The 15,046-nt window shown below is 66.3% G+C and carries 13 protein-coding genes and 1 pseudogene; 7 read left to right on the forward strand and 7 right to left on the reverse strand.

Annotation, left to right across the window (positions count from 1 at the left end; genetic code table 11):
- Positions 1–126 precede the first annotated feature (126 nt).
- The 6 genes and pseudogenes from AB3L03_RS18165 to argG all read left to right on the forward strand — a co-directional run bounded on the left by AB3L03_RS18165 (position 127) and on the right by argG (position 6,033).
- Positions 127–966, forward strand: a complete 840-nt coding sequence (locus tag AB3L03_RS18165; RefSeq protein ID WP_085354310.1) for an SDR family oxidoreductase — start codon at positions 127–129, stop codon at positions 964–966.
- Positions 967–1,083: 117 nt separating this feature from the next.
- Positions 1,084–1,746 (forward strand): invasion associated locus B family protein, encoded by a 663-nt coding sequence (locus AB3L03_RS18170; RefSeq protein WP_018459765.1) that lies wholly within the window; start codon positions 1,084–1,086, stop codon positions 1,744–1,746.
- 169 nt (positions 1,747–1,915) lie between these two features.
- Positions 1,916–3,118 carry a 23S rRNA (adenine(2503)-C(2))-methyltransferase RlmN gene (gene rlmN, locus AB3L03_RS18175; protein ID WP_018459766.1) on the forward strand — a complete coding sequence of 401 codons (1,203 nt, stop codon included), beginning with the start codon at positions 1,916–1,918 and terminating at the stop codon, positions 3,116–3,118.
- Between the two features lie 157 nt (positions 3,119–3,275).
- Positions 3,276–3,770, forward strand: coding sequence for a hypothetical protein (locus AB3L03_RS18180; RefSeq protein ID WP_018459767.1), 495 nt, complete (start codon positions 3,276–3,278; stop codon positions 3,768–3,770).
- Between the two features lie 56 nt (positions 3,771–3,826).
- A complete protein-coding gene (locus AB3L03_RS18185) occupies positions 3,827–4,603 on the forward strand; it encodes a phosphatase PAP2 family protein (RefSeq protein ID WP_018459768.1) in 777 nt (258 codons plus the stop codon).
- Between the two features lie 93 nt (positions 4,604–4,696).
- Positions 4,697–6,033 (forward strand): annotated as a pseudogene (argG, locus tag AB3L03_RS18190) (argininosuccinate synthase).
- Between the two features lie 143 nt (positions 6,034–6,176).
- Here argG and AB3L03_RS18195 read toward each other — a convergent pair.
- A complete protein-coding gene (locus AB3L03_RS18195) occupies positions 6,177–7,289 on the reverse strand; it encodes an OmpA family protein (RefSeq protein ID WP_018459770.1) in 1,113 nt (370 codons plus the stop codon).
- Positions 7,290–7,822: 533 nt separating this feature from the next.
- Here AB3L03_RS18195 and AB3L03_RS18200 point away from each other — a divergent pair.
- Positions 7,823–8,395, forward strand: a complete 573-nt coding sequence (locus AB3L03_RS18200; protein WP_368509002.1) for a hypothetical protein — start codon at positions 7,823–7,825, stop codon at positions 8,393–8,395.
- A 156-nt stretch (positions 8,396–8,551) separates the two neighbouring features.
- On the opposite strand, the gene AB3L03_RS18205 is transcribed toward AB3L03_RS18200, so the two are convergent.
- The 6 genes from AB3L03_RS18205 to AB3L03_RS18230 form a co-directional block, all read right to left on the reverse strand.
- Entirely contained in the window at positions 8,552–8,794 is a 243-nt protein-coding gene (locus AB3L03_RS18205) for a hypothetical protein (RefSeq protein WP_018459772.1), read from the reverse strand.
- Positions 8,794–9,279, reverse strand: coding sequence for a pyridoxamine 5'-phosphate oxidase family protein (locus AB3L03_RS18210; RefSeq protein WP_018459773.1), 486 nt, complete (start codon positions 9,277–9,279; stop codon positions 8,794–8,796). The genes AB3L03_RS18205 and AB3L03_RS18210 overlap by 1 nt, the downstream gene beginning before the upstream one ends.
- 72 nt (positions 9,280–9,351) lie before the next feature.
- Positions 9,352–9,738 (reverse strand): VOC family protein, encoded by a 387-nt coding sequence (locus AB3L03_RS18215; RefSeq protein WP_007598770.1) that lies wholly within the window; start codon positions 9,736–9,738, stop codon positions 9,352–9,354.
- 22 nt (positions 9,739–9,760) lie between these two features.
- Complete coding sequence (locus tag AB3L03_RS18220; protein ID WP_368509003.1) at positions 9,761–10,585, reverse strand: FkbM family methyltransferase; 825 nt, start codon at positions 10,583–10,585, stop codon at positions 9,761–9,763.
- Between the two features lie 127 nt (positions 10,586–10,712).
- Positions 10,713–12,668 (reverse strand): ABC transporter ATP-binding protein/permease, encoded by a 1,956-nt coding sequence (locus AB3L03_RS18225; RefSeq protein ID WP_368509004.1) that lies wholly within the window; start codon positions 12,666–12,668, stop codon positions 10,713–10,715.
- A gap of 53 nt (positions 12,669–12,721) precedes the next feature.
- On the reverse strand, positions 12,722–14,893 hold the full coding sequence (locus AB3L03_RS18230; RefSeq protein ID WP_368509005.1) for an ATP-binding protein: 2,172 nt from the start codon (positions 14,891–14,893) through the stop codon (positions 12,722–12,724).
- Positions 14,894–15,046 lie beyond the last annotated feature (153 nt).

The raw sequence follows: 15,046 nt of genomic DNA on the forward strand, positions 1-15,046 counted from the left end.
ATCCGGTTTCTTTGTCAGTTGGAACGCAGGAGCCTATCCTCCCGTCATTGGGAGCGTAGCGAAGCCTATTTCCGCGGTACGGTTTCCCGCTGCGCGCGCAACGACGAAACAAGAAGGATTCAAACCATGTTTGAAACAGGCCTGCTCAAGGACAAGCGCATCCTCGTCACCGGCGGCGGTTCGGGCCTCGGTGCTGCAATGGCGCACCGTTTCCTCGCGCTCGGCGCCGAGCTCGTGATCTGCGGCCGCAAGCTCGATCGGCTCGAGGCGGCGGCGAGCAAGATGCGCGAAGAGACCGGCGGCAAGGTCACCACGATCGCCTGCGATATCCGCGACGGCACCGCCGTCGAGAGCATGATGGACGCGATCTGGCGCGGGGCGCCGCTCGATATTCTCGTCAACAATGCGGCTGCGACTTTCATCGCGCAGAGTGAGCATCTCTCATTCCGCGCCGCGGATGCGATTCTCGCGCCGACCCTGCATGGTGCGATGTATTGCACGCTTGCCGCCGGCAAGCGCTGGATCGACGGCAAGCATGGCGGCGTCGTGCTCTCGATCCTCTCGACCTCGACCATCACCGGTCGCGCCTTCACCGTGCCGTCGGCGATGGCGAAGTCGGCCGTGTTGGCGATGACCAAAAGTCTCGCCGTGGAATGGGGCCCGAAGGGAATCCGCACCGTCGCGATCGCGCCGGGACCGTTCCCGACCGCCGGCGCCTCGGGCCAGCTCCGCCCCGAGGGTCGCGACGAAGGGTGGGCCGCGCGCAACCCGATGGGACGCGCCGGCGAGCACCCCGAGCTTGCCGACCTCGCCAGCTTCCTGGTCTCCGACCGTGCCGGCTACATCAACGGCGAGATGGTGGTGATCGACGGTGGCGCGCATTTGCGCAGCTCCGGCGCCGAGGATTTGTTGCGCTGGACCGATGCGCAATGGGCGGAACAACGCGCGGCGCGATCCAGGGCCTAGTCGCCGCGACCTTCGCTAACTGCCTTCCCAAATTGGACTTTCCCGGCTATCCCTGCCCCGGGGACAATGCGCGACCGGGCCATCTTCCAGTCACAATATTGAGGGAACCACTCCAGCATGTGGCGGGTGCTGATTTTAGCTTTGATGACGGGCGTGGCGGCCTGTGGAATCATCGATTCCGCGCGGGCGCAGACGGCGCAGCCTGCGCCCAAGACTGCACCGAAAGAGGCCGCGCCGAAACCGGCCGCGCCGGCGGCCAATACGACCGGAAAGACGGCTGCAAAGCCCGAGAGCAAGCCGGCGGCCCCGCACGCGGCGGTTGCCGGCGGCGCGGAGCCAACCCTGATCGGTCAGTTCGGCACCTGGGGCGCCTATTCGGCCGCGCCCAACGGCAAAAAGGTCTGCTTCGCGCTGGCCAAGCCGTCGTCGTCGAAGACCAACCCGCCGAATCGGCCGCGCGATCCTGCCTATGCCTTCGTCTCCACCCGCCCGGCGGAGAAGGTCAACAACGAAGTCTCGGTCATGATCGGCTATGCGCTGAAGCCGGGCTCTGAATCCTCGGTCGAGGTGGGCGGCGCCGCTTTCGCCATGTACTCGCAGGGCGACGGTCTCTGGATCAAGAACGCGGCCGAGGAAGAGCGGATGGTCGAGGCCATGCGCAAATCCGCCGATCTCGTGGTCAAGGGCATGTCGTCCAAGGGAACCGAGACCACCGACACCTTTTCGCTGAAGGGCCTTGCCCAGGCGCTCGACAAGATCGCGCAGGATTGCAGGCGTTAAGCCTGCGGTCGATAAGGTCGCAATCGGCCGTTCCGGTTGCTATATAGGGCGCGTTCCAGATTTTCTCCCGTCATTCCGGGGCGATGCGTAGCATCGAACTCGGAATCTCGAGGTTCCGGGTTTAGTCCTTTGGACCATCCCAGAACGACCACCTAAATCAGGCCATTCCATGCAACCGACGACCGAGCCGCACAACGCAACACTGGTGGAGAAGACTCCGCTCGAGACCTATGTGCCGCCGGCGAGGCCCTCGCTGATCGGCCTGTCGCGCACCGAGCTTGCCGATCGCCTCGGCGAGATCGGCGTTGCACCGGCGCAGCGCAAGATGCGCGTGCAGCAGCTGTGGCACTGGATGTATTTCCGTGGCGCCCAGAATTTCGAAGAGATGACGTCGGTCTCGAAGGGCATTCGTGCCGAGCTCGCGCAACATTTTACCGTCGACCGGCCCGAAGTCGTGGCCGAGCAGATCTCCAACGACGGCACCCGCAAATGGCTGCTGCGGCTGCCGAGCGGCGACAATGTCGAGCGGGCGCATGAAGTCGAGTGCGTCTACATCCCCGAAACCGATCGCGGCACGTTGTGTGTGTCCTCCCAGGTCGGCTGCACGCTGAACTGCTCGTTCTGCCACACCGGCACGCAGCGCCTGGTGCGCAATCTCACCGCCGGGGAGATCGTCGGACAGGTGATGGTGGCGCGCGATCGTCTGAATGATTGGGCCGATCGCGAAGACGGTACGCGCCGCGTCACCAACATTGTGATGATGGGCATGGGCGAGCCGCTCTACAATTTCGACGCGGTGCGCGACGCGCTGCTGATCGTCGGCGACAACGAAGGCATCGGCATCTCCCGCCGCCGCATCACGCTGTCGACCTCGGGTGTGGTCCCGAATATCGTGCGCGCGGGCGAGGAGATTGGAGTGATGCTCGCGATCTCGCTGCATGCGGTGCGCGACGAGCTGCGTAACGAGCTGGTGCCGCTCAACCGCAAATATCCGATCAAGGAATTGCTGCAGGCCTGCCGCGACTATCCCGGCGCCTCGAACGCGCGCCGCATCACCTTCGAATATGTGATGCTCAAGGGCGTCAACGATTCGCTCGACGATGCCAAGCTGCTGGTGAAGATGCTCAAGGGCATTCACGCCAAGATCAATCTGATCCCGTTCAACCCCTGGCCCGGCACCGCCTATGAGTGCTCGGACTGGGACCAGATCGAAAAATTCTCCGAATACGTCTTCAACGCCGGCTATTCCTCGCCGGTGCGCACTCCGCGCGGCCGCGACATCCTCGCCGCCTGCGGCCAGCTCAAGTCGGAGACGGAAAAGCTCTCGGCCCGTGAACGCCAGACGCTGCGGGCCATGGCGATGACGGATTGATATTGATGATGGCGACGCTCTCAACGCCCGTCATGGCCGGGCTTGACCCGGCCATCCACGTCGAGCCACGAGAGAGCAAGTCGTGGATGCCCGGGTCAAGCCCGGGCATGACGATTGTGGATGTGGCGACGCCGTCAGTCACCAATTCGTTCCCATCATGTCCCTGATCGGCCGCCTCGTCGTCATCTTCATCGGCTTCCTCGCCGCCTGTTTCGTCGGCGGCATGATCGTTGTCGTCGCGCTGTTGTTTCCGGAGTTCGCCGATCTCGGCGCCGGTCCCGTCGATCAGGGCACGATCGATATCCTGCTCGGGTTCGGCTTCATCTTCGTCTCGGGCTTTGCGCTGGTGCCGGCGGCGGTGATCGTGGCGATCACCGAGGCGCTCTACATCCGCAGCGCGCTCGCCTATGCCGTGGGCGGAGGCGTCGTGGGGCTCGCCTGCTATCTCGGCCTGGTCCCGTTTCATTCCGACACGCTGCAATTCGAAGGCATTGTGCGGCGGCATCTGGAGATCATGACCGGCGCGGGCATCGTCGCCGGCGTCGTCTACTGGCTGATCGCCGGCCGCAATGCCGGCGCTTGGCGCAATCCGCCGCCTGCGCGCCAGCCGCCTCCGCCGCTGCCGTCGAATTCGCGGCCGGATGCGCGGTGACTTTCTGACTTGTCACGGGGTTTTCATCCCTTTCCCACTGGGCTAAACCGCGCGCCATGAACCGGACTGGACTCTTCATCGCCCTGGCGCTGTGGCTCGTGATCGGCGTCGTTTTCGGCCTCTATCCCGAGCTTGATCTCAAGCTCGCCGCGCTGTTCTTCGACCCTGAGACGAAAACGTTTCCGCTCAAGCTGAACGGTTGGGCCGGCTTCGCGCGCGACGCCGCGATGTGGGTCGCCTGGGCGTTCGTGCTGCCTGCGCTGATCGCGCTCGTGGTCAAGATGGTCCGGCCCGACCGCCCGCTGATGGTATCCGGTCGCGCGATCGTCTTCCTGCTGGTCACGATCATCATGTCGGCCGGCATCCTCACCAATCTCGCCTTCAAGTCCTATTGGGGCCGGCCGCGCCCGGTGGTGGTGACGCAGTTCGCCGGCGACCAGCAATTCGTGCCGTGGTGGGATCCGCGCGGGGGCTGCGCGCGCAACTGCTCGTTCTTCTCGGGCGAGGGCGCGACCGCGTTCTGGACGCTGGCGCCGGCCGCACTGGCACCGCCGGCGTGGCGACCGCTCGCTTATGCCGGAGCCGTGGTGTTCGGCCTCGTGACCAGCGGGCTGCGGATGGCCTTTGGTGGCCATTTCTTCACCGACGTGTCGATCGCCGGCCTCGTCACCTTCGTCGTGATCTGGTTTGCCTACGCGCTGATTTACCGCTGGCCGCGGACCCGGTTTTCCGACGAGGCGGTCGATGCCGCCCTGACTCGGCTGAACATGCCCGCTTACCGGCTCCGCCAGCGCCTGTTCGGACGCAAGACGGGTGCCGAGCCGTCAGTTTGAGCCATTAAAGGGGTGCCGAGCCCCGCGAAATTTGATATTCGCGCGGTCAACCCGTGAAACGACATCAGCCCTTCGAGACCGATTGGAAGCCCCATGACCACGATCCTGAAAAGCCTGCCCAAGGGGAGAAAGTCGGCATCGCTTTTTCGGGCGGCCTCGATACCAGCGCGGCGCTGCTCTGGATGAAGCAGAAGGGCGCGCGCTGCTACGCCTATACCGCCAATCTCGGCCAGCCGGATGAGGCCGATTACAACGAGATCCCGCGCAAGGCGATGGAGTTCGGCGCGGAGAAAGCGCTGCTGGTCGATTGCCGCAAGCAGCTCGTCCACGAAGGCATCGCCGCGATCCAGTCCGGCGCCTTTCATATCTCGACCGGCGGCATCACCTATTTCAACACCACGCCGCTCGGGCGCGCCGTCACCGGCACGATGCTGGTCGCGGCGATGAAGGAGGACGGCGTCAACATCTGGGGCGACGGCTCGACCTTCAAGGGCAACGACATCGAGCGCTTCTATCGCTACGGCCTCCTGACCAATCCGGGCCTGCGCATCTACAAGCCCTGGCTCGACCAGCAGTTCATTGACGAGCTCGGCGGCCGCGCCGAGATGTCGGCGTTCATGACGGCGCAGGGCTTTGCCTACAAGATGAGCGCCGAGAAGGCGTATTCGACCGACAGCAATCTGCTCGGCGCGACGCACGAGGCCAAGGATCTTGAAAGTCTCGACAGCGGCATCAAGATCGTCAACCCGATCATGGGCGTGCCGTTCTGGCGTGACGACTGCAACGTCAAGGCCGAGAAGGTTGTGGTGCGTTTCGAGGAAGGCCAGCCGGTCGCGCTGAACGGCCAGACCTTCTCTGATCCCGTCGCGCTGTTCCTCGAAGCTAACGCCATCGGCGGCCGCCACGGCCTCGGCATGAGCGACCAGATCGAGAACCGCATCATCGAGGCCAAGAGCCGCGGCATCTATGAAGCGCCCGGCATGGCGCTGCTGCACATCGCCTATGAGCGCCTCGTCACCGGCATCCACAACGAAGACACCATCGAGCAGTACCGCATCAGCGGCATGCGCCTCGGACGCCTGCTCTACCAGGGCCGCTGGTTCGATTCGCAGGCCCTGATGTTGCGCGAGACCGCGCAGCGCTGGGTCGCGCGCGCCGTCACCGGCGAGGTCTCGCTCGAGCTGCGCCGTGGCAACGACTACTCGATCCTCAACACCGAAAGCCCGAACCTCACCTATGCGCCGGAGCGGCTCAGCATGGAGAAGGTCGAGGACGCGGCGTTCACGCCGGCCGATCGCATTGGTCAGCTCACCATGCGCAACCTCGACATCAACGATACCCGCGCCAAGCTCAAGCTCTACAGCGACACGGGTCTGTTGTCGGGCAGTGAAGGCTCGCAGATCTTCCGGCTGGAGAGCGACAAGGGCTGACGCGCCCGTAGCCCGAATGGAGCGCAGCGAAATCCGGGATTCTCTAACTAAGCCGATAGAACCCGGATTACGCTTCGCTCCATCGGGCTACGAAACAAAAATGGCCGGGATTGCTCCCGGCCATTTTGCATTTGTGTGTCGCCTCAGCGCGGCGGCGCGGTGCCGGGCGGGGGCGGCGGCAGCGAGGCCTGGCCGCCGTTGAGCAACGGCGTGATGTTGCGGACGGTGACGCGCCGGTTGATCGCGCTCGGTCCTTGCGTCTGCTCCTTCAGGTACTGCTCGCCATAGCCTTGCGACGTCAGGTTTTCAGACGGCACACCGAATTGCTGGGTCAGCAATTCGGCCGCGGACTGCGCACGACGGTCCGACAATGACAAATTGTCGACGTCGTTGCCGACCGCGTCGGTGTGACCTTCGATCAGGAACACCACGCGCGGGTTGGCCTGGATCGCACGGTTGAGACCGTCCGCGATCGACTGCAGCTTCGCCGCCTGGTCCGGTGGGATGGTCCACGATCCGGTCTCGAAGTTGATCGTGTTGAGGTCGATGCTCGGCATTTGCATGCGAACATTCGGGCTGTAGCGGATCTCGTCGAGCGTGTAGCGACGGTTGATCCGCTGCACCGGCGGCGCCACCATCGTCTCGTAGATCACGTCCGGCGAGGCCTCCTGGGCGTCGACGATATAGCGATCGTAGGGCATGTTGACGACGGGCGGCGGCGCGTCGACATAGAAACCGCCGACCGACTGAGGATCGCGGTAGCTGTTGTCGATGATGACGAGCTCGCGCCCGGCCGGGTCCCTGCGGATTCGCCGCAGCAGCCGACCGTCCTGACCTACAACGGTAATGATCTCGCTGCCGTCGGGACGGATCACCACGGTGCGGGTATCGGCGCCGACAGTTTCGGTGCGGATGTCGCGGGCGCCATAGCGGAAGCGATAGAGATCGTTGCCGCGGACGTAGGTCTGCCCACCCGGATCGCGGATGATGATGCGGTCCGGCTCGGTGTAGACGGTGCGGCCGCCTTCGACCGACTCGCGGCGCTGGTTGCGGTAGTCGGCGATGGTGGCGCCGATCACGGCACCGGCGACGACACCTGCACCGATCGCGAGCGGCGTCAGGTCACGCTGCGGCGGACGCGGCGGTGGCGGCAGGGGCGTGGTCGTCGTGGGCGCGGCGCGGAACGCCGGCGCAACCGTGGGCGCCGCGTATTGCGCCCTGTTGGGCGGCGGGGTCGCAGCCGCAGAGCCCGGCACGGTGCTCGGTGCAGCGGCGCCGGCGGGGGAGCCGGCGGCCGGGGCGGGGCGCCTGCCTGCGGCTGGGTCGGCGGAGCTCCGGCAGCGGGCGCACCAGCAGCGGGTGCGCCAGCAGGAGGCGCACCACCCTGGCGTCCAGGGGGCGGTGTCACGGCGCCACCGGGGGCCGGCGTCGTTGTCGGAGCCGGAGTTGCACCAGGCGCAGGAGGCGAACCTGGACGGCCGGGCGGCGGCGTCGGAGTGCCACCGGGGGTCGGCGTGGCCGTCGGCGCGGGCGTGGCGCCTGGAGCAGGTGACCCTGCAGCCGGGGGCGCACCAGGACGTCCGCCGGGGGGCGGCGTACCGGGGCGGCCAGTCGGCGGCGTGCCCGGCGTGCTGCCTGGAGCCGGCGTCGCGGTCGGCGCAGGAGTCGCCGTCGGTGACGGTGTGGCTGAAGGTGCAGCCGGAGCGGGTGCACCCGGTCGCGCGGTCGGAGCGGCCGGCGCAGGCGACGGTGTTGCCGTGGGCGCCGGCGCTGGGCGTCCCTGGAGGAGTTGCTGCAGGCGGCGGCGGTGGTGTCGGGTGAGCCGCGGGCGGCGGAGGCGTGGGTGCGTGCTGCTGCGGAGCCGCGGCGGGTGGCGGCGCTGGCGGCGTGGGCGCCGGGCGCGCGGCAGGCGGTGCCGGAGGCGGCGGTGTCGGCGCGTGCTGTTGCGGAGCCGCAGCCGGGGGCGGCGCAGGTTGCTTCGGGGCGGCGGGCGGCGGTGGGGGCGGCGGCGGTGCCGGACGGGCCGCAGGTGGTGGCGGGGGCGGTGGCGGCGCTGCTGGGCGCGGCGGTGCCGCAGCCGGCGGAGGCGCTGCCGGCGGATGGGGAGGTGCAGCTGCGGGCGGCGGTGCGGCCGGGCGCGCGGGCGCCGCAGGCGGCGCGGCCGCTGGTGGTCCCTTCGGCGGCTGCTTCGGTTTTCCGTCAGGGCCGGTCTCTTGTGGCTGCGCCTGCGCGACGACAAGCGGCGGCGCGCCTTGTGCATGCGATGCGGAGCTTGCGAATTGCATCGCGGTCAGAGCCGTGGTGGCAAGCAGCACGAAACGAAGGTTGGTCATGTGGTGAACTTCCCCGGAAGGTTCTTTGACGAAGTGTTCGGATGAACAGCTACGCGTTAGGCCGGATTGTGGCGGACGAAGCGGACGCGGCCCGATTTATTTCTGCACGCAAATCACCTCACTATGGTGACGTTCATTGCGCATTCAGACGCAGGTTGCAATTGCCTCGGATGTGATGCGTCGCCTCATGCGCGATCCCGCGGCGGACTTGCATCCGTCGCGGGATTCGGCGTGAGCGGTCCGTTCGGTCCGCGTGATGGAATCTCTTCAGGCATGCGGCCCGGCAATTCGTCGGGCGGCGCTGGCGAGCCGGGCTCGCGCACCGGCGGTGCGATTTCAGGCTGCGGATTGCTCGGCGGAATCCCCGGCGGCGGTTCGGTGGGCGTACCGGGCGTCGACGGCGGTATCTCGGGCGGCTCGATCGGCATTACATAGAGACCTTGCGGTTGTCGCCGAGATCGGGGCGCGTGTTCGTCACCGCCGCGGCCGCCATCTTCACATAGGAAATCACGGTGCCGGGCGAGTCCCAGAACTCGGCATCGTCAGGCGTGACCTTGAGCACGCGGATGTTCGGATCTTCCGCAGAGTCCCACCACGCCTTGGCCGGCGTCGAGAACAGCTCCTTGATCTTGGCACGGTCATTGGAGATCATTGCGGTGCCCGTCAGCGACACGTATTTCTGGCTGCCGGCATCTGCGAACGACAGGTTGATGGACGGATTGCGCGCGATCTCCTCGTCCTTGTGACGCCGCGCGTCGGTGAGGAAATAAATCGTGTTCGCGTTGCGGTCGAGATAGGCGCTCATCGGCCGCGCGCGGAGCTTGTCGCCATCGCGCGTCACCAGCATCGCGAATCCGATCGTCTTCATCAGATCCCATACGCGGTCGACGTCGCGGGCATTGTCGTTGGCCATGTCGTGCTCCTTCTTGCAAGGGACGACAACGGCGCGCGCGGAACGAGGTTCCGGCCGAAGGATGGAACTTATCTATTCCGGCGCGTGGCAAACCGCCTCGATGTTGTGTCCATCAGGGTCGAGCACGAAGGCGCCGTAATAGGTCGGATGGTAATGCGCCCGGATGCCCGGCGGCCCGTTGTCGCGCCCGCCCGCTGCAATCGCCGCCTTGTAGAACGCGTCTACCGTGGCGCGGTCCTTCGCCAGAATCGCGACATGCACCGGCTTGTTCAGCGCGCCCTCGCCGCCGATCCAGAAATCCGGCTTGCCGTCGGCGCCGAAGCCGGCGGCTGGATCGTGTCCGGTCTGCTCCTGCGTGACCTCCATGATCAGGCTGTAGCCGAGCGGCGCCAATGCCTTGGCGTAGAACGCCTTGGCGCGCTCATAGTCGGAGACCGGGAAGCCCATATGGTCGATCATTCGTAACCTCCGTTGTTCGTCGTCAGCGCGACAGGAACGTATTGCTCCGCGTCTTGCGCGCAACCACGAAACCGCGCGCGACCATGTCGGCGATACAATCGTCCCGCCATTCCTTTTGCGACAAATGCTCGATTACCACCGCGCGCGGCCATAGCAATTGCGGCGCGTCGCGGAAGAAGCCGATCAAAACGCGATCCTCGAAGCCCTCGACGTCGATCTTCAGCGCGTCCACCTTGGTGACGCCGGCGTCGCCGAGAATGCGCGTCAACCGCAGCGAGGGCACCTTGATGGCCTCCGCGCTGGCCGTGCCAGTGACGACATGCGTGGCACCGAGATTGCCGCCGCCGCTCTCGATCATCAGCTCGCCGTCGCTGTCGCCGGCGGCCGCCTGCACCAGGCGCACCTGCGTCGCTTTCGACGCGGCCTGGTTGAACGACAGCCGTCCAAACGTCATCGGATGCGGCTCGATGGCGATCACTTTGCCTGATGGCCCGACCTGTCGCGCCATCACCAGCGCGAAGGTGCCGACATTGGCGCCGACGTCGACGAACACGCCGCCCTCCGGGGTGTGCTGGCGCAGGAAGTCGAGCTCGTCGAGATTGTAATCGGGATTGAACAGCGCGCCGCGCTCGGTGGCGCTGCCCTGGTGATAGAAGCGGAACGATGCGCCCTGGTATTGCATGTCGATGGGGCCACCGCGCAGCAGGTTCACCAATCGCGACAGCCAGGGCCGGAACGCGCCGCGCTTCAGCCCCGATTGTGTCGCGAGGCGAATGATCGCGGCCTGCGCCGCGTTCGGCGCAAACGCGCCGAACGGAGGGGACGAAGGGGCATTATCGGTCGCCAAGTCAAAGTCCTCGTTGCAAGCGGCGCATGCATAGCCGGTTTTGCCGGGGACTCCAACGCTCGATCCGGGCAACAATCTCTGGGTCGTCCCGGCCTTCGCCGGGAGGACGAAGAAAAGAGACCGCCCCTCACGCCGCCTTTTTCGGCGCCTTGCGCTGGCGCAGGAAGCGGCCGAGCAGCTTGCGCTTGCCCTTGCGCGGGATCAGGTCGATATCGCTGACGAGTTTTGCGCCGCCCTTGCGGCGCTCCAGCACGATCTTGCGGCTGTGGAAGGCTTCCAGCTCGACACGATGCGCGACGCTGACGATGGTGGCCTTCGGCAGTTCGTCGGTGATCATCTTCATCATCTTGTCCTGGCTCTTCTCGTCGAGCGCCGAGGTCGCCTCGTCGAGCACGACGATATCCGGGTTGTGCAGCAACAACCGCGCGAAGGCGAGGCGCTGCTTCTCGCCGCCGGACAGCGTCTGGTCCCAGGGTGCTTCTTCCTCGATCTTCTCCTTGAGATGGTCGAGGCCGACCTTGTGCAGGGCCTCGCCGATCTCCTCGACCGTCCAGTCGTCTTCCGCGCCGGGATAGGCGACGGCACGACGCAAGGAGCCCGACGGCACGTAGGGTCGCTGTGGCAGCATGAACAGCCGCCGGTCGGGATGGAAATTGACGCTGCCGCCACCCCATGGCCAGAGCCCGGCGATGGCGCGCACCAGCGTGCTCTTGCCGGTGCCGGATTCGCCGGCCACCAGCAGCCGCTCGCCACGCTCGATCACCACCTCGGTCTCGCCGACCACGGCGGTGCCGTCATCGAGCGTGACGGAGAGATCCTTCAGCTCCAGCATGGCGTCATTGCTGGTCTCGCCGCGCTTGATGCGGCCGAAGCCGTCGCCCAGCTCGGCGCGCTCGAGGCCGTCGAGCGACATCATCAGCGAGGCGATGCGGCGAGCGCAGGCATTCCAGTCGGCGAGCCGCGGATAATTGTCGACCAACCAGCCGAACGCGCTCTGCACGATGGTGAAGGCGGAAGCCGCCTGCATCACCTGACCCAGCGTCATGCTGCCGTCGAGGAATTTCGGCGCGCACAGCAGAAGCGGCACGACCGGCGCAACGAGGCTCGATCCCTGCGACACCAGCGTGGTGCGCATGTGCTGACCCGCGAGCCCCGCCCATTGCCGCAGCACGTTGGTGAAATTGCGGTCGATGCCGTCGCGCTCCTCCTCCTCGCCGCCGAGCAGCGCGATGCTCTCGCCGTTCTCGCGCACGCGCGTCAGCGTGTAGCGGAAATCGGCCTCAGCCTGGTTCTTGTCCTCGGAGACCTGCACGAATTGGCGGCCGATCACCAGGATCGAGCCCGATGCGATTCCCGCATAGAGCATCGCGGCGATCACCAGGAAGCCGGGAATGGTCACCGACGATCCCGCAAGGGTGACGGTGAGCGCGCCGCCGATGGTCCAGAGCACGACGATGAAGGTCACGGCCGACAGCAGCGCGGACGTCACGCCGGCGAGAAAATCCACCGGAGAATCGGTCGCGACGCGCAGATCCTCCGCGATCCGGTATTCCGGATTCTTGTGGTCGCCGCTGACGAGATTGAGCTGGTAATAGCGGCCGTTGCCAAGCCAGCGCGTCAGCACGCTTGCCGTCAGCCACGCCCGCCAGCGCCGCTGGATGCCCATGCGCGCGAACACTTGTGCCACGCCGAGCACGATGCTGCCGATCGCGAGCGGGAAGAATACCGCGGTGAGATGGAAGACGGTGGACGCCTCGCGCTTCTCGATCGCGTCGAAGATCGCCCGATTCCAGACATTGATGCCGTATTGGAAGCCGACGGTGAGGACGATCAGCAGGCCGAGGCCGACGGAGTAGAGCCACGCAAGCCGGTCGCCGTTGCCGCCCCAGAAGCCGCGCGCGCTGATCCAGAAGCGGGTGAGGAGATAGTCCTTGCGGGCCTGCTCGGCCTCTTCAGGCGACAGCTCCGGGTCGGGCTCGACCAGCTCGGGCGGCGGCGGAGCCACTTCCCCGCCGGTCTCGCCGATGATTTCGACGATGGGCGGCTTCTTGCCCGATTCGCGTTTTCTGACCGGCTTTTGCATGGCCGGATAACGCAAGCTAAATCAAAAGGTTCCCGTAGGTTCCGGGCGTCAGCTCACTCGGCGGCGCCGTCGCGCACCCTGCGCCGCGCGACCCGGTGCAGCACGCGCGATAGCTGATCGATCGCGTAGGGCTTCTGCACGAGCTCGAAATCGACCTTGCCGTCCTGGGACAGCGCCTCGCTGTAGCCGGTGGTCAGCACGACCGGCACGCCGATGCCGCGGTCGCGGACCGCCTGCGCGAGATCGAGCCCGGTCATGCCGGGCATCACGATGTCCGAGAAAACGACATCGAAGCGATCGGCATCCATGACCAGCTCGGCGAGTGCATCGGTTGCGTTGTCGATCAGCGTGACGCTGTAGCCGAGCTCGGTGAGGCCGTCGGCCGCGAAATTGGCGAGTTCGATATTGTCCTCGACCAGCAGCACCGACATGCCGCTGCCGGCCACGGCCGGGGCCGTATTCGGTGCCTGCCGCTGCGGCAGCAAATCCGGCGCCACGCGCGGCAGGTAGAGCGAGAAGGTGCTGCCGTGGCCGACCTCGCTGGTGACTGTCACCTCGCCGCCGGACTGCCGGGCAAAGCCGAACACCTGCGACAGGCCGAGACCGGTGCCGTGGCCGATCTGCTTGGTGGTGAAGAACGGTTCGAAGATGCGCTCGAGCCGCGTAGCCGGAATGCCGATGCCGGTGTCGCTGACGGCAATGCCGACGAAACCGTGTTTGCCAGCAAGGTCATGGCCGCCTGAAAGATCAGGGCTGCCCGAGACGGGAGCCCGCGTGTCCGCAATGGTCGCTGCGGCCTCGACGTTGAAGACGATCCTGCCCTTGCCGTGCATGGCATCGCGCGCATTGGTCGCCATGTTGATCAACGCCGTCTCGAACTGGCTTGCATCGGCATTGACGAGGCAGGGCTCGGCCGGCAGCCGCATCGCGATTTCGATCGCGGGTCCGAGCAGCGTCGCGAGCATGTCGTGCAGCGACTGCAACCGCGCGCCGACGTCGAACACCTCCGGCTTCAAGGTCTGGCGGCGCGCGAAGGCGAGCAGCTGCGATGTCAGCTTGGCTGCGCGCCCGACCGCGTCCGCGATGGCGGTGATGTAGCGCTGGCGCCGCTCCTCGCTCAGCTGCGGCCGGTTCAGCAGGTCGACCGAGGCGCGAATCACGGTCAGGAGGTTGTTGAAGTCGTGAGCGACGCCGCCGGTGAGCTGGCCGAGCGCCTCAAGGCGCTGGCTGTGCTTGAGCGCCTCCTCGGCTTCGCGCCGCGCGGCGGCCTCGGCCTGGAGATGCTGGGTGCGCCGGAACGCGAACGCCAGCAGCAGAAACAGCAGCGCGGTGGCGGGAATGCCGAACACCAGATGCTGGCCCATGGTGGCGAACCAGCGCGCGCGGATCGCCGAGGTCTCCAACCCCGCGCTGACATAGATCGGGTATTCGGCGATGCGTCGGTAGCCGATGCGGCGCTCGACCTCGTCCGATGGCCAGGCAATGGTGATGAGGCCATGCTCGGGGTGAGCTGCGATGCTGCGGCCGACCGGCCCGTTAGGATCGAGCCTGAGGTCGCGATCCAGCCGCGGAAGATGCGCCAGCACCACGCCGTCGGTGCGTCCCATGGCGAGGAAGCTGCCGGGGTCGGAGCCGATCCGGGCATAAAAGCTCTCGAAATATTCCGGCAGGACGGAGGCCTGGATCACGCCGATGAAGCTGCCGTCGTCGGAGCCGCGGCGGCGGCTGACCCCGAAGAAGCGCGCGCCCTGATAGGGCTGGCGCGGCGTCAGGGGAACGCCGATGTAGCTGCCGATGGTCTGGTCGACATGGGCGGCAAAGTAATCACGGTCCGCAAAGCTCTGCGCCGGCGGCGGCGATGCCAGGCTGTTGACCAGCGACTTTCCGTCCGCATCGAAGATCCAGGCCGATTTGAGCTGCGGCAGCGAATCGGACAGTTGCTTCAGGCGGCGGTGCAGGCCCGGTTCGCGCGAGCGGATGATGTCGTCGGGCATGCCGCGCACCACCTCGTTGATCTCGGCGAGGCTGCGGTCGATGGTCTCGAACACCTTGAGCGCATGCTCATGCGCGACATCGAGGGTGCGCTCGATCTCGCGGTCGGCGATATCTTTCGTCGAGGTGTAGGAGATCGAGGCGGCGATCGCGAACAGCGCAATCGGCAGCGCCAGGGACGCAGCCATCATCCACTGCAGCAATCTCAGCGAATTGCGTTGTGCGCCCTGCACGGTCGCTCCGGTCCCACGCCGGTGAGCTTACTTGAATTTCGCGCCGGGAAGAAAGCGGCTTGTGGCGGGAATCAGAGGTTGCAACCCGCCGGCTTGCCCGCGTAGGGCTGAGGTAAAATCTACTGGAAGATGCGCCCGCCGTAGAATGCCCCG

It is taken from the genome of Bradyrhizobium lupini (assembly GCF_040939785.1).
Taxonomy (GTDB): Bacteria; Pseudomonadota; Alphaproteobacteria; order Rhizobiales; family Xanthobacteraceae; genus Bradyrhizobium; species Bradyrhizobium canariense_D.

What these genes read in the sequence shown, in the direction of transcription:
- AB3L03_RS18180 (WP_018459767.1), top strand. Translation starts at nt 3,276, where the DNA reads ATGTCCCTGATCGGCCGCCTCGTCGTCATCTTCATCGGCTTCCTCGCC.
- rlmN (WP_018459766.1), top strand. Translation starts at nt 1,916, where the DNA reads ATGCAACCGACGACCGAGCCGCACAACGCAACACTGGTGGAGAAGACT.
- AB3L03_RS18215 (WP_007598770.1), bottom strand. Translation starts at nt 9,738, where the DNA reads ATGATCGACCATATGGGCTTCCCGGTCTCCGACTATGAGCGCGCCAAG.
- AB3L03_RS18225 (WP_368509004.1), bottom strand. Translation starts at nt 12,668, where the DNA reads ATGCAAAAGCCGGTCAGAAAACGCGAATCGGGCAAGAAGCCGCCCATC.
- AB3L03_RS18170 (WP_018459765.1), top strand. Translation starts at nt 1,084, where the DNA reads ATGTGGCGGGTGCTGATTTTAGCTTTGATGACGGGCGTGGCGGCCTGT.
- AB3L03_RS18165 (WP_085354310.1), top strand. Translation starts at nt 127, where the DNA reads ATGTTTGAAACAGGCCTGCTCAAGGACAAGCGCATCCTCGTCACCGGC.
- AB3L03_RS18210 (WP_018459773.1), bottom strand. Translation starts at nt 9,279, where the DNA reads ATGGCCAACGACAATGCCCGCGACGTCGACCGCGTATGGGATCTGATG.
- AB3L03_RS18185 (WP_018459768.1), top strand. Translation starts at nt 3,827, where the DNA reads ATGAACCGGACTGGACTCTTCATCGCCCTGGCGCTGTGGCTCGTGATC.
- AB3L03_RS18205 (WP_018459772.1), bottom strand. Translation starts at nt 8,794, where the DNA reads ATGCCGATCGAGCCGCCCGAGATACCGCCGTCGACGCCCGGTACGCCC.